At 63.1% G+C, this 13,742-nt stretch carries 11 protein-coding genes; 9 read left to right on the top strand and 2 right to left on the bottom strand.

The features are described 5' to 3' along the window. Positions 1 to 118: 118 nt before the first annotated feature. The 4 genes from GDH07_RS22830 (at position 119) to GDH07_RS22845 (ending at position 5,750) form a co-directional block, all read left to right on the top strand. Complete coding sequence (locus GDH07_RS22830; RefSeq protein ID WP_152899010.1) at positions 119 to 3,037, top strand: aminotransferase; 2,919 nt, start codon at positions 119 to 121, stop codon at positions 3,035 to 3,037. 276 nt (positions 3,038 to 3,313) lie between these two features. After that, positions 3,314 to 4,192 carry an N-carbamoylputrescine amidase gene (gene aguB / locus GDH07_RS22835; RefSeq protein ID WP_152899011.1) on the top strand — a complete coding sequence of 293 codons (879 nt, stop codon included), beginning with the start codon at positions 3,314 to 3,316 and terminating at the stop codon, positions 4,190 to 4,192. Positions 4,193 to 4,197: 5 nt separating this feature from the next. Then, on the top strand, positions 4,198 to 5,304 hold the full coding sequence (gene aguA / locus GDH07_RS22840; RefSeq protein WP_152899012.1) for an agmatine deiminase: 1,107 nt from the start codon (positions 4,198 to 4,200) through the stop codon (positions 5,302 to 5,304). Positions 5,305 to 5,549: 245 nt separating this feature from the next. Beyond that, positions 5,550 to 5,750, top strand: coding sequence for a hypothetical protein (locus GDH07_RS22845; protein ID WP_031319890.1), 201 nt, complete (start codon positions 5,550 to 5,552; stop codon positions 5,748 to 5,750). A gap of 69 nt (positions 5,751 to 5,819) precedes the next feature. On the opposite strand, the gene GDH07_RS22850 is transcribed toward GDH07_RS22845, so the two are convergent. Further along, entirely contained in the window at positions 5,820 to 7,910 is a 2,091-nt protein-coding gene (locus GDH07_RS22850) for a TonB-dependent receptor (RefSeq protein WP_152899013.1), read from the bottom strand. 286 nt (positions 7,911 to 8,196) lie between these two features. Here GDH07_RS22850 and GDH07_RS22855 point away from each other — a divergent pair, with 286 nt between their 5' ends. The 5 genes from GDH07_RS22855 to GDH07_RS22875 all read left to right on the top strand — a co-directional run bounded on the left by GDH07_RS22855 (position 8,197) and on the right by GDH07_RS22875 (position 12,359). Beyond that, the gene (locus tag GDH07_RS22855; protein ID WP_022638835.1) at positions 8,197 to 8,892 is read left to right on the top strand and encodes a DsbA family protein; all 696 of its coding nucleotides are present in this window, start codon (positions 8,197 to 8,199) and stop codon (positions 8,890 to 8,892) included. Positions 8,893 to 8,919: 27 nt separating this feature from the next. Further along, positions 8,920 to 9,309, top strand: a complete 390-nt coding sequence (locus tag GDH07_RS22860) for a nuclear transport factor 2 family protein (protein ID WP_152899014.1) — start codon at positions 8,920 to 8,922, stop codon at positions 9,307 to 9,309. Between the two features lie 238 nt (positions 9,310 to 9,547). Continuing rightward, complete coding sequence (locus GDH07_RS22865) at positions 9,548 to 10,834, top strand: OprD family porin (RefSeq protein WP_031319892.1); 1,287 nt, start codon at positions 9,548 to 9,550, stop codon at positions 10,832 to 10,834. Positions 10,835 to 10,992: 158 nt separating this feature from the next. Continuing rightward, a complete protein-coding gene (locus tag GDH07_RS22870) occupies positions 10,993 to 11,658 on the top strand; it encodes a hypothetical protein (RefSeq protein ID WP_022638838.1) in 666 nt (221 codons plus the stop codon). Positions 11,659 to 11,693: 35 nt separating this feature from the next. Beyond that, positions 11,694 to 12,359, top strand: coding sequence for a tetratricopeptide repeat protein (locus GDH07_RS22875; RefSeq protein WP_022638839.1), 666 nt, complete (start codon positions 11,694 to 11,696; stop codon positions 12,357 to 12,359). 233 nt (positions 12,360 to 12,592) lie between these two features. Here GDH07_RS22875 and GDH07_RS22880 read toward each other — a convergent pair whose 3' ends face one another. Further along, positions 12,593 to 13,723: a lysozyme inhibitor LprI family protein gene (locus GDH07_RS22880; protein ID WP_152899015.1), complete on the bottom strand. Its 1,131-nt coding sequence runs from the start codon at positions 13,721 to 13,723 to the stop codon at positions 12,593 to 12,595. Between the last annotated feature and the right edge of the window lie 19 nt (positions 13,724 to 13,742).

A 13,742-nucleotide genomic window follows, 5' to 3' on the forward strand; every position in this document is an offset into this window, starting at 1 on the left:
GCGTTGAATATCCCGGGGACGCGGTCGGAACCAACGTCCGCTCGACGGACCGGGGGTTGCGCAACGCCCCGGCCAGTGGCGATATAGGCGGCCAATGACAATTTCCGGGGGTCGTCGTATGTTGCTCGCCACCTTGATCCATCGTGCCAGCCTGCCCAGTCCACAGGTCACGGCGCAGCAGGCGCTGGAGTTGCTGCAGGCCCACTATGGGCTGTACGGCACCGTGCAGTCCCTGGGCAGCCAGCAGGACCTCAACTACCGCGTCGACACTGCCAATGGCCGTTTTGTCCTGAAGATCTGCCGTGGCGACTATGCCGCCCTGGAGTTGCAAGCCCAGCACGAGGGCCTCAGGCATTTGCGCCAATATCCCGGGCTACGGGTTCCCAGGGTCATCCCGGCCAGCAACGGCGAAGAACTGCTGACCCTGGAGATTGCCGGGCAAGCCCTGCATGTGCGCCTGCTCGACTATATAGACGGCCGCTCCCTGACCCACTTGCCGCACTTGGGGGTGGAACTGGTGGCCGGCCTGGGTCGGCTCTGCGGGCAGATGGACCTGGCCCTGGCGGATTTCCAGCACCCAGGACTGGAGCGCACCCTGCAATGGGACGCCCGGCATGCCCAGACCCTGACCGAACACCTGTTGCCGGTCATCGAGGATCCCCAGCAGCGTGCCCAGCTCGCCGCTGCCGCCCAGCGCGCCGAGCATCGCCTGCGCCCGCTGGTCGAGCAGTTGCCAGTGCAGGCGATCCACATGGATATCACCGATGACAACGTGGTCTGGCAGCGTGATGTGGCGCGCCACTGGCAGGTGCAGGGAGTGATCGACTTCGGCGACCTGGTCCGTACCTGGCGCATCACCGACCTGTCGGTGACCTGTGCCTCGCTGCTGCACCATGCCGAGGGCGATCCACTGCGCATCCTGCCGGCGATCCAGGCTTATCACCGGGTCAATCCGCTGCAACGGGCGGAACTGCTGGCACTCTGGCCGCTGATCGTGGCCCGGGCCGCAGTGCTGGTGCTCAGTGGCGAGCAGCAGCTGGCTATCGACCCGGACAACCAATACAGCCGCGCCAACTTGAACCATGAGTGGGAGATCTTCCGGGTCGCCGCCTCGGTGCCGTTCGAGCTGATGGAGGCGGCCATTCTCAGCGCCGTCGGCCAGGCACTGCCGGCCATTGCCAGCGAAGGCTTCGTTCCGCTGTTGCCGAGCCTGGTGGGGCGTGAGTTCGCCCTGATCGACCTGGGGGTGCTCAGCCCGCATTTCGAGGCGGGCAACTGGGAGCAGCCAGGCATCGACGACCGCTTGCTGGCCGAAGCCGGGGCTGCCCATGGCCTGGCCGCCAGCCGCTACGGTCAGTACCGCTTGTCCCGGACCCAGCCCGACTGCGCGCACGAACCCCAGACCTGCCCGTTGCATGTGCAGTTGCAAGTGCCTGCGGGCACAACGGTGGAGGCGCCGTTCGCCGGCGTCCTGCACGCGGCCGCGGATGGCTTGCTACGCCTGGACGGCCCGGGCTCGAGCCTGCGCCTGTGGGGCGTCGAGGCCTCGGTGCATGCAGGGGCGGCGCTGGTCAAGGGCCAGGTGCTGGGAGCAGTGGCCGCCGACGGCCGGCTCAAGGTCCAGCTCTGCCGCAGTGCCGAGCTCGCGCCGCCGATGTTCTGCAGCCCTTCATGGGCCCCGGCCTGGCAGGCCCTGTGTCCGTCGCCGGCAGCGCTGCTGGGGCTGGCCTGCGATGCCGAGCCGGAAATGGACGCCCAAGCCCTGCTGGCCCGGCGCGACGCCAGCTTTGCCCGTACCCAGAAGCATTATTACGTCGATCCGCCACGGATCGAGCGTGGCTGGCGCAACCACCTGATCGACATGCAGGGGCGTTCCTACCTGGACATGCTCAACAACGTCGCGGTGCTCGGTCATGGCCACCCGCGCATGGCCGCCGAGGCGGCGCGCCAGTGGTCGTTGCTCAATACCAACTCTCGCTTTCACTACGCGGCCATCGCCGAGTTTTCCGAGCGCCTGCTGGCCCTGGCCCCGGACTCCATGGACCGGGTGTTCCTGGTCAACAGCGGCACCGAGGCCAACGACCTGGCGATCCGCCTGGCCTGGGCCTACAGCGGCGGCCGCGACATGCTCAGCGTGCTGGAGGCCTACCACGGCTGGTCGGTAGCCGCCGATGCGGTCTCCACCTCCATCGCCGACAACCCCCGGGCCCTGGACAGCCGTCCGGCCTGGGTCCATCCGGTGACCGCGCCCAACACCTACCGCGGCCAATTCCGTGGCCCGGACACCACGGAACAGTACCTGCGCAGTGTCGACCAGCAACTGGCCAAGCTCGACGAGACGGGCCGCCAGCTGGCCGGTTTCATCTGCGAGCCGGTATATGGCAACGCCGGCGGCATCTCGTTGCCCCGGGGCTACTTGCACGAGGTCTACCAGCGGGTCCGGGAGCGGGGCGGGGTGTGCATCGCCGACGAGGTCCAGGTGGGTTATGGCCGCATGGGCGAATTCTTCTGGGGCTTCCAGGAGCAAGGCGTGGTGCCGGACATCATCACCATGGCCAAGGGCATGGGTAACGGCCAGCCCCTGGGCGCGGTGATTACCCGGCGCGAGATCGCCGAGGCGCTGGAGGCCGAGGGGTACTTCTTCTCCTCGTCCGGCGGCAGCCCGGTCAGTTGCCGCATCGGCATCGCGGTGCTGGATGTGATGCGCGACGAAGGGCTCTGGGACAACGCGCGGGTAGTAGGCGAGCATTTCCGCCAGCGCCTGGAAGCGCTCAAGGAGCGGCATCCGCTGGTGGGCGCGGTGCATGGCTCGGGGTTCTACCTGGGCCTGGAGTTGATTCGCGATCACCAGACCCTGGAACCGGCCACCGAGGAAACCGCCCTGCTCTGCGAGCGCTTGCGCGAGCTGGGGATCTTCATGCAGCCCACCGGCGACTATCTCAACATCCTCAAGATCAAGCCGCCGATGGTAACCACCCGGCAGAGCGTCGATTTCTTTGTCGACATGCTGTCCAAGGTGCTCGACGAGGACCTCTAGGATCCTTGCCCATCCCGGTCCTTTCCTGGCCGGCCATCCGCCCGCAGCATCCTGCCTGCGGGAGAGGAGGCCGGCCAAATGTTTTATCCGCCGATTATGCGACTCAAAAAATCGATTTATATCTGTGTTTTATTAATTATTTATTTAACAGACTGATTTATAGGCTTCTAAAGTCGATTTTTATCGGATATAAAATGGCCGTTATCGGGCCCGCACTGCTGTGTCCTGCCCATTACCGTCGTCATCGACTGCGTCCATTCGTCCAGGAGTTGATCCATGAGCCGTACCGTTACCGTCGCCGCTACCCAGATGGCCTGTTCCTGGGACCTTGAGGCCAACCTCGAAACCGCCGAGAAGCTGGTGCGCGAAGCCGCCGCCAAGGGTGCGCAGATCATCCTGGTCCAGGAGCTGTTCGAGACCCCGTACTTCTGCCAGAAACCCAATCCGGACTATCTGCAACTGGCCGCTGCGGCCGAGTCCAATGTGGCCATCGCGCATTTCCAGAAGCTTGCCCGGGAGCTGCAGGTGGTGCTGCCCGTCAGTTTCTTCGAGCTGGCCGGCCGGGCGCGTTTCAACAGCATCGCGATCATCGATGCCGATGGCAGCAACCTTGGGATCTATCGCAAAAGCCATATCCCGGACGGCCCCGGTTACCACGAGAAGTACTACTTCAACCCGGGGGATACCGGCTTCAAGGTATGGAACACCCGCTACGCCAAGATCGGCGTGGGCATCTGCTGGGACCAGTGGTTCCCCGAGTGCGCACGCAGCATGGCCTTGCAGGGGGCAGAGATCCTGTTCTACCCCACCGCCATCGGCAGCGAGCCTCATGATTCGAGCATTTCCTCCCGCGACCACTGGCAGCGGGTGCAGCAGGGCCATGCCGGCGCCAACCTGATGCCGCTGGTGGCCAGCAACCGCATCGGCAACGAGGAACAGGACGGCTACGACATCACCTTCTACGGCTCGTCCTTCATCGCCAACCAGTTCGGGGAGAAGGTCCAGGAGCTCAACCAGACCGAAGAAGGTATCCTTGTGCACAGTTTCGACCTCGACGAGCTTGAGCACATCCGCAGCGCCTGGGGCAGTTTCCGTGACCGCCGTCCGAACCTCTATGGCGCCCTGAAAACCCTCGACGGTTCCCTGGAGTCCTGAACACTATGAGTACTTTGCACAGCACGCCGCGCGCCGACGGTTTCTACATGCCGGCCGAGTGGGCCCCCCAGACCCAGGCCTGGATGATCTGGCCCGAGCGCCCGGACAACTGGCGCCTGGGCGGCAAGCCGGCCCAGGCGGCCCACGCCGCGGTGGCCAAGGCCATCGCCCGCTTCGAACCTGTGACCGTGGCAGTCTCCGCGGCTCAATATGAAAACGCCCGGGCGCGCCTGGACGTACCCAACATCCGTGTGGTGGAGATGTCCAGCGACGATGCCTGGGTCCGCGACACCGGCCCGACCTTCGTCATCAACGACGCCGGCGAAGTGCGTGGCGTGCACTGGGGCTTCAACTCCTGGGGTGGCTTCGAGGGCGGCCTGTACGCGCCGTGGAACCGCGACGAGCAGGTAGCCAGCAAGGTGCTGGAGATCGAGCGTTGCCAGGAATACCGCACCGAAGGCTTCGTGCTCGAGGGTGGTTCGATCCACGTCGATGGCGAAGGCACCCTGATCACCACCGAGGAATGCCTGCTCAACCACAACCGCAATCCACACCTGTCCCGCGAGCAGATCGAAGCAGTGTTGCGCGATCACCTGGCGGTGGAGCAGATCGTCTGGCTGCCCGATGGCCTGTACAACGACGAGACCGACGGCCATGTGGATAACTTCTGCTGCTACGTGCGCCCGGGTGAAGTGCTGCTGGCCTGGACCGACGACCCACAGGACCCGAACTATCCGCGTTGCCAGGCGGCCATGCAGGTCCTGGAAAACACCCGTGACGCCAAGGGACGCACCTTCAAGGTGCACAAGATGCCGATTCCCGGCCCGCTGTTCGCCACCGAAGAAGAGTGCGCCGGGGTCGATGTGGTGGCCGGCAGCCAGGAGCGCAACCCATCGGTGCGCCTGGCCGGTTCCTACGTGAACTTCCTGATCGTCAATGGCGGGATCATCGCCCCGAGTTTCGATGATCCGATGGACGCGCCAGCCAAGGCGATCCTGCAGCAATTGTTTCCCGAGCACGAAGTGGTGATGGTGCCTGGGCGCGAACTGTTACTGGGCGGCGGCAATATCCACTGCCTTACCCAACAACAGCCCGCCCCGCGCCGGGTTTGAGTGCCGTTGTAACAGAACTTGTCGCCTGTTCGACGGCCTCGACCCCGGGCCTGCCCCGGGGTCTTCCAGCCAGCCCGCGGCCCAGATGGGCCGCGGGCTTTTTCATGCCGCACATCGGCGCGCCAGGCACATTGGCATAGCTCTTGTATCTGCCTGGTAGTGATTCTGAGACATGTGGAACTCTGATGTTCTGTCATAAACCTTGGATAAGTTAGGCCGCTCAGAAACCGGGAGAGAGCGCTGGAATGAATATGATCAGCGAGCGGGCATCGCATCCCTTGGCAATGAGCAATGAAGCGCTGCAAGTTCTGGTGCAATGGTTGAAATCCAATGGAACGCGTCAGATCAGGGAACCTGATCCGCGCCGGATCATCATTGAGCGTTACCCCGCTGGTTTGCTCAGCGAGGCGGAATTGCAAGCGTTGTGGGACGTGGTGAAAGGATAGAAAGACAAGGATCGTGAAAAAGCGCTGCCGGGATGGCAGCGCTTTTTTTTCGCCGATGATCCGGGTGGATCAGAAGCTGTAGGTACCGGTGACCACCAGGCTGCGCGGATCGCCCGGCTGGATCTGGGAAGCGCTGGTGGCGGAGCTGTAGTAGTCGCGGTTGGCGATGTTGTTCAGTGCCGCGCGTACATCCCAGTCCTTGTGCCGGTAGCCGGCCAGGGCATCCCAGCGGCCGTAGCCGGGGAGTACGAACTTGTTCTGCGGATCGGCATAGCGGTCGCCTACCAGGGTCAGGCCGGTCTCGGCATACCAGCCCAGTTCCGGCTTCCAGGTGACGAACAGGCTGGCATTGCGCTTGGCCACATCATTGACACGATTGCCCTGGTTGCCGTTGTCGTCCTTGACGATAGTCGCGTCCTGCAGGCCCATGCCGCCGCGCACATACCAGTTGCCGATCACATTGCCGGTGGCGGTGAGCTCGATGCCTCGCGAGCGCTGCAGGCCCGTCATCAGGTAGGTCCCCTTGTTCAGCGGATCCTCGGTGCGACGGTTGTACAACTCGATTTCGTACAGGGCCAGGGTGGTGCTCAGGCGCTCGTCGAGCCATTCGCTCTTGACCCCGATTTCCTTCTGCCGGGTCAGCTCCGGATCGGTCTGGTTGGTGTTGCCCTTGGCCCCCGGGGTGATGCCGATGAGGCCGCCACCGACCGGGGCAAAGGATTTGCTCCAGGACGCGTAGAACGAGTGATCTTTCCAGGGGGTGTAGACCACGCCCACGCGCGGGCTGGTGCTGGTGCTGTCCTGCTTCTCCCGCAGGCCTGAAAGCCTGCTGGTGGTGTCCACTTCGAACCGGTCGAAGCGTGCGCCGGCCAGCAGTTGCCACTCATCGTTCAGGCGAATCTGGTCTTGCAGGTACAGGCCGGTGCTGTCGACCTGGGTCAGGTTGTTGCTGAACACTTTCATCGCGCCATTGTGCTGGGCACCTGGCGTGGAACCACTCAATGGCACCGAGGGCACGCCCACTCCCTGGTTGAGCAGCGAGTGACGGCGCTGCTCGCCCATCTCCAGGCCCACCAGCAAGGTGTGTTCGATGTCGTAGGTCTGGACATGGCCTTCGAGCTCGACGGTGTTGTACAGGTTGCGGGTGCTCAGGTCCTGTTGCCAGCGCTGGCGGTCCACCAGGCCCGTCGCCGGTTTGTAGGTGGTCAGGTAGGTATTGTCGAAGTCACTCTCCAGCTTGAACAGGCTGAAGGTATGGCGCAGTTGCCACTGCTCGTTGAGCTCATAGTTCAGGCGCGAACGCAGCGATTGGGCGCGGTCGTTGATGTAGTCGCGCTGGGTATCGCCGTAGGTGGTCTTGCGGCTGACGTCGGCGGGGCGCCCGGTCAGCGGGTTGCCCGGGATGCCGCGATCCGGGGTGCGGTCGTAGCGGCTGTACTCGTACTGCACCAGCCAGTTCAGCTCCGGTGTCAGTTGCCAGCTCATCGAGGGGGCGAACAGTTGGCGGTGATTGCCGTCGATGCCATCGCGAAAGCTGTTCTTGTCCTCGTTGCCCAGGTTCAGGCGCAGGCTGATGTTGTCCGTCGGGTCGGCGCTGAGATCGGCGTACAGGCTGCGCAGGTCCTGGCTGCCGCCCTGGACTTCGACGCTGGAGCGGCGGCCGGCTTCGGGCAGCTTGCTCACCCGGTTGATGATGCCGCCCTGGCTGCCACGGCCATAGAGCACTGCCGCAGGACCTTTGAGTACTTCGATCCGCTCGATGTTGTGCAGGTCGCGCACGTATTGGCTGTCGTCGCGGACACCATCCAGGTAGAAGTCGTTGCTGGCGTCGAAACCACGGATGCGCACGCTGTCGAAGCGGGTGTCGGCACCGCTGCTGACGTTGGGGATGCCACTCAGGGCGCTGCCCAGGTCGTTGGTGCCGTAATCCCGCAGGTTGGCGGTCTTGACCGTGTCGATGGCCTGGGGCACGTAGCGTGCGGGAGTCGAAGTGCGGGTCGCGGTACTGACTTCCCTGACCCGCGGATCATCGGGGTCGGACTCTGCCTGGGCACGAATGGAAGTCGTCGGCAGGGTGGTACCGGCGGCGCAGGCGAAACCGGCGGCCAGCAGGGTGCAAAGTCCCAGGGACAGGGGAGTGAGGCGGAAATGGGCAGGCATTTTTGTCGCGCATCCGAGAGGGGGTGATTCGGGAAGGCGCGAATGGTAATGGTTGCTATTTGCTTGTGTTAACTATTTGCTAAAACTCTTTCGCTTCTATTGTTTCTAATTATGTCAAAACTGTAACGGTTCATCTCCTGGCATCCGCCTGTCCATTCATGGGCATCTAGCGGCGCGATTCGACCGGATCCTGAAACAGTCTGGAAGGCATTTCGAGGTTTTTCCCCTGGCCTTTGGGGCATAGGCTGCACCTGTCGAATTTTCAAGATCCTGCTGGAGCCCCCGTATGTCCTCGGCCACCCTTCATTACATTCACGACCCCCTGTGTGGCTGGTGCTATGGCGCCAAGCCACTGGTCCAGGCCGCCCAGGCAGTGCTGCCGGTGGTGGCCCATGGTGGCGGCATGATGACCGGTCGCAACCGCCAGCCGGTATCGCCGCAATTGCGCGACTACGTCATGCCCCATGATCGGCGCATTGCCGAGTACACCGGGCAGCCGTTCGGCGAGGCCTATTTCGAAGGTCTGTTGCGCGATCACACGGCGGTCTTCGACTCGGCGCCGCCGATTGCTGCCGTACTGGCGGCCCAGGCCCTGGCTGGCCGAGGCCTGGAAATGCTCGGTCGGTTGCAAACCGCCCACTACGTGGAGGGGCGGCGGATTGCCGAGCCTGAGGTGCTGCTGGAGCTGGCGCAAACCTTGGGTTTTTCCCGGGAAGCTTTTGCCACGGCTTTCGACCAGGCGCTGGCCCACGAGGTGGACGAACATATAAAGGCCAGCCGGGCACTGCTGTCCGAGGTTGGCGGCCAGGGCTTCCCGACCCTGGCCCTGGAGCGCGACGGGCGCTACCAGTTGCTCGACATCAGCCCCTGGCTGGGCAAGCCCGAGGCCTTCGCCCGATGGCTGCAGGATTCACTGGGCCTGGACAGCGGCGTGCGCGCCGGTGCGCTCCCAACCTGTGGCCTGGACGGTTGCACACCCTGAATTCACCTGAACCCAGTGGAGTCACCCATGGATAACCTTGCGTTGATCAAAAGCACCTACGAAGGCGCCAACTCCCAGGAAAACGCGCGCAACACCGCGGCGGCCCTGGCCCCCGACGCGCGCTGGACCGAAGCGGCGGGCTTTCCCTATGCCGGTACCTACATCGGTTTCGAAGAAGTGCTGGAGCATGTCTTCAAGCGCCTTGGCAGCGAGTGGCAGGACTTCACCTTCAAGGTCGAGAACTATGTGGCCCAGGGCGACAAGGTCTTCGCCTATGGCAACTACCGGGGCATCTATAATGCCTCGGGCAAACCTATCGATGTGCGGGTAGCCCACCTGTGGACGCTAAAGGATGGCAAGGTGACTCATTTCGAGCAGTTCGTGGACAGTCATAGCGTGCAGCTGGCGATGCTCTAGCCCGCTATTCTTAGAACATTTTCAGCTATTTAAAGACGATTCACGAAATTGACACGTTGTTGAGGGCGCAGATAGGATTCGCCCCAACGCCTGTGGCTAAGAGCCATATTTCAGAATGATAAAAGTCCCGCCACTATCCCATGTCGGCGGGCTTTTTGTTTCGACGGTAGAAGAGCGTTCAAGCGCCATAGCCGCACAAGCTCACAGCGCGTCATCAAACCGTAATAAGGAAAATAAAATGTCTAAACAGCGGATCTGCTTGATTGCACTGGGGATTTTGAGCGCTACACAAGCCATGGCCGACGGCCAGGCCGACGCCAAGGGCTTCGTTGAAGACAGCAGCCTGAAAGTGCTGCTGCGCAACGCCTACATCAACCGTGACTACAAAGACGGTAACAAGGACAAGGCTGAGTGGGGCCAAGGCTTCATCGGTACCTTCTCCTCCGGTTTCACCCAGGGCACCGTGGGCGTGGGCGTTGACGCCTTTGGCCTGTACGCACTGCGCCTGGACGGCGGCAAGGGTCGCAGCGGTGCCGGCGGCATCGACTTCTTCAAGCAAGACAACAGCGGCAAGGCCGCCAACGACCTGGCCAAGGCCGGCGCCGCGGTCAAGTTCCGCATTTCCAACACCGTGCTGACCTACGGCGACCAGATGCCGGCCCTGCCGGTACTGAACTACGACAACGCGCGCCTGCTGCCGGAAAGCTACACCGGCACCCTGATCACCTCCAAGGAGATCAAGGGCCTGGAGCTGAACGCCGGTCATTTCACCGCCGAATCGCGCAAGAGCGACGAAGGTCGTGATAGCGGTGGCCTGAAGTCCATCAACGTCCTGGGTGGTAGCTACCAGTTCACCGAGCAGTTCAAGGGCGCCCTGTACGCTTCCGACGTCGAAGACGTGCTGAAGAAGCAGTACATGAACCTGAACTATGTGTTCCCGCTGGCCACCGACCAGTCCCTGACCCTGGACTTCAACGGCTACCGCACCAAGCTGGACAAGTCCTACGCCAACAAGGCCAAGGCCGGCGGCCAGGACAACAAGATCTGGAGCCTGGCGGCCACCTACGCCACTGGTCCGCACTCCTTCACCCTGGCGCACCAGCGCAGCACCGGCGACAGCCACCTGGGTTATGCCTATGGCGGCTACCAGCGTGATCAAGGTCGCGTGGGCGATGGCGGCAATACCATCTACCTGGCCAACTCCTACTGGTCCGACTTCAACGCCGAAGACGAACGCAGCTGGCAGCTGGGCTACGGCCTGGACTTCGGCGCCTTCGGCGTACCGGGCCTGACCTACAACGTGGCCTATGTACGTGGCGACAACATCACCACCGCTACGTCTTCCGGCGGCAGCGAGCGCGAAATCTTCAACCAGTTCAAGTATGTGGTACAGAGCGGCCCGGCCAAGGACCTGAGTGTGAAGGTTCGCAGTTCGGTCCTGCGCGTATCGCAGAAGTCTTCCGACTACAACGTGGGTGGCAACGAACTGCGCGTATTCGTCGACTACCCGATCAACGTGTTCTGATGAACGCCTGATCACCACCTGGCGACAGGTGGCGCAATGCAAGAAGCCCCGACTGGTTCGGGGCTTTTTCATGCCTATAAGGTCGCGGACGACTTGTGGCCGTTTGATATCGATCTTGCTAAATTCCGTCCCCACTTTCCCCCTCACGGATGATCTTGATGTTCCGTTCCCTGTTGTCCGGCCTGTGCCTGCTGGGTGTCGCCAGCATCGCCCAGGGCCAGCAAGCGACCTCGCCCGAGCAGTTGCTGAGTGATTTCTCCCGCTGCGACGCGCAGTTCTTCCAGAGCCTGAACACCACCCAACTGCCGGCCGGCACCTTGAGCCTGGCCCAGTACGGCGCGGTCAAGGCGCCCCAGGTCATGAACCCGCTGCAAGAAGGCGGTCGCTACCAGCCGTTCGCGCAGCCCTTGGTGGTCAAGGGCGTGCGCCTGGTGGGCTACTACAACGAAGCCATGTCGATGAAGTCGGTGGGCAACATGTTGTTCTGGGGTTTCGTCGCCGAGGGCACGCCCCAGGACGTGGCCGCGCGCCTCAAGCCGCTGCTAACGGATAACGCCCGGTTGAAGGACGACCGCGGTGCTTTCAGCCGAGTGGAGATTCGCCGGGTCGGCGATCCGATCCTGCAATGGCGGACCCAGGGCCAGGCCGGTGGTGGCGTGGCTACGCCGTTCGGTTTCGTCGAGCGGGTCCTGAGTATCGACAAAGGTATCGACAAGGAGCCGATCGCCGGCCGCACCACGATCTTCTGCAGCTTGCAGGGCACCGTCACCGCGCCGTTGCTGCAAGTCTATCGCCCTGACCTCAACGCCCATCTGCTGGATTGAAAGCCATGCCTTCATCGTCTGTTCGTGGAGCGCTATTGCTCCTGGGATCCGTGCTGCTGACCGGTTGTGCCGGCCTGCAGAGCCAGGACCAGATCAACTATGCCCATTGCCGCATGGTGGGCCAGGCCGCCAAGGCCGAGAAATTCGACGTGGTGCTGCAACAGGCCGACCTGTGCCTGGAGAAGAACCAGTTGCCGCCGGGCATGCAGAGCCTGGTGTACTGGCTCAAGTCCGATGCCTACGCCAGCTTCAAGCGCTATCCGCAAGCGATTGCCGCCAAGGAAAAGTCCATCGCCCTGGAAGGCAAGCCCGATGCCCGCGCGGTGCTGGACCTGAGCCGCCTGTATCGTGAGGCGGGCAACCCGCAGAAGTCCCTGGAGCTGGTGCAATCCAACCTCGACGCCAACCTGGGCGAGACGGGCAAGGGCGGCGGCTTCAACATGCCGACCTACTACCATCTGGGCCAGACGCTCTACGACCTGGGGCAATACCGCGAGGCCGCCGAAGCCTACAGCACCGGCCTGCTACGCCAGCCAGACTATGCCTGGGCCTTCTATCACCGCGGTCTTGCCTACGACAAACTGGGCCTGACCGACGATGCCCGCAGCGACTTCAGCAAGTTCGCCAAGCTGGTGAACCAGAAGTACGTCGAGCCCCAGCATCAGGCCAAGCTGGCCCAGTACAAGATCAGCCTGCCCTGAGGCAGATGCGGGTCGCACCATGAAACAGCTCGCCTGGCGCAGTGCCGTTCACTTGAAGCCAGGTGATTCCTGTAGGAGCAGCCGGTCGACACTCGATCGCTTGCGATGGTCGGGTAGCGGTGGTTTACGGAGTAAACGCAGCGCTTTGAAGTCCATCGCGGGCAAGCCTCGCTCCTGCCAGTGCCTTGACTGATCGGCATGGGCGAGGCTTGTTCATGGCCTGGCACTTGCCCTCAGTCGTCGTACTTGAAGGCGAACTTCAGCTGGTCACCTTCCAGGTAGACCACCGCCTCGCGGCCATGCAGGTCGATCGGGCGTGCCGAGACGGCTTCATGCTCGGGCACGATCTTGAACAAGGTCTTGTACTGCGTGTCGACTCGCCAGATGCAGGCCCGCGGCCCTTCGTTGTCGAAGTACATGATCGGGCGGGTAGCGCTCCAGGTCGGGTTGACGATGCTCCAGCCCTCCTCGGTGTCGTTGTGCGCGGTGACATTTTCACTGTAGGTATTGTGGCTCTGCTGGTCGTAGTCCAGGGACAGGCTGTAGTTATCCACATTCAAGTCCTGGCCCACCCGCGCCCGGGCATGGCGCAGGGTATTGGAGGGCGTCTGGTAGGACTTCAGGCTGGCCTCGGGCGCGCTGCGTGAACCCAGGCGGTAGGTCATGCTTTGCTGCAAGTCGCCACCGATACGCTGGCGGTAGTACAGCAACCCACCGTCGAACCCGGCGAAGCGCAGGCCTTGGTCGTTGTTGCCCTGGGCGGCCCAGCCGGTGAAGGCGATGTCCCGGGCGATGGGGTACAGGCCCGGCTGGTCATCGGCATATTCATACAGGGTCCCGACAAAGCCGCCTTGCTCCTGCTGGTACAGGCCGGTGAACAGCACCACGCGCAACACGCCATCGATCACCTGGGCGTCGACGATCTGCTTGTCGCCCCGAGGCGCTACGGCAGGGAAGGAAGCCAGTGGGAAGCGCTGCCAGTGCTCGGCTTCATCCAGACGGTACTGGCGCGTCGGGTCCATGGGCAGCAACTGGTTCTTGCCCGGGGCCGGGGGGATCGGCAGCGGCGCGAGCATCTTCAACTGGGCGCGGTAGGCCCCCTCCAGGCAGTCGTCCGAGGTACAGGTATCGCGAACCTCGCGCAGCCAGCGCACTTGCAGCAGGCGAAACACCTGCAGGTGCTTGAGTCCGTTGTAGCGACGATTCAATTCATCGTCCTGGGCGGAGAGCTTCGGCGCGTTGCAAATCGCCTTCTCGACCGAGGTCGAGGCCTTGGCACAGTCGAAACCAGCGGCGCCCGCTTGCGGCGCGAGCACGGCCAGGGCCAGGCCGGCGGTCGCCAGGGACAGCAGGGAAAGCTTCATCGAAACATCCTTGTAGGGA

This window comes from Pseudomonas piscis (assembly GCF_009380155.1).
In the GTDB taxonomy this organism is placed as follows: domain Bacteria; phylum Pseudomonadota; class Gammaproteobacteria; order Pseudomonadales; family Pseudomonadaceae; genus Aquipseudomonas; species Aquipseudomonas piscis.

Bases quoted from the DNA above. Each gene is read 5' to 3' on its own strand.
- GDH07_RS22830 (WP_152899010.1), top strand. From the start codon at position 119: ATGTTGCTCGCCACCTTGATCCATCGTGCCAGCCTGCCCAGTCCACAG.
- aguB (WP_152899011.1), top strand. From the start codon at position 3,314: ATGAGCCGTACCGTTACCGTCGCCGCTACCCAGATGGCCTGTTCCTGG.
- aguA (WP_152899012.1), top strand. From the start codon at position 4,198: ATGAGTACTTTGCACAGCACGCCGCGCGCCGACGGTTTCTACATGCCG.
- GDH07_RS22845 (WP_031319890.1), top strand. From the start codon at position 5,550: ATGAATATGATCAGCGAGCGGGCATCGCATCCCTTGGCAATGAGCAAT.
- GDH07_RS22850 (WP_152899013.1), bottom strand. From the start codon at position 7,910: ATGCCTGCCCATTTCCGCCTCACTCCCCTGTCCCTGGGACTTTGCACC.
- GDH07_RS22855 (WP_022638835.1), top strand. From the start codon at position 8,197: ATGTCCTCGGCCACCCTTCATTACATTCACGACCCCCTGTGTGGCTGG.
- GDH07_RS22860 (WP_152899014.1), top strand. From the start codon at position 8,920: ATGGATAACCTTGCGTTGATCAAAAGCACCTACGAAGGCGCCAACTCC.
- GDH07_RS22865 (WP_031319892.1), top strand. From the start codon at position 9,548: ATGTCTAAACAGCGGATCTGCTTGATTGCACTGGGGATTTTGAGCGCT.
- GDH07_RS22870 (WP_022638838.1), top strand. From the start codon at position 10,993: ATGTTCCGTTCCCTGTTGTCCGGCCTGTGCCTGCTGGGTGTCGCCAGC.
- GDH07_RS22880 (WP_152899015.1), bottom strand. From the start codon at position 13,723: ATGAAGCTTTCCCTGCTGTCCCTGGCGACCGCCGGCCTGGCCCTGGCC.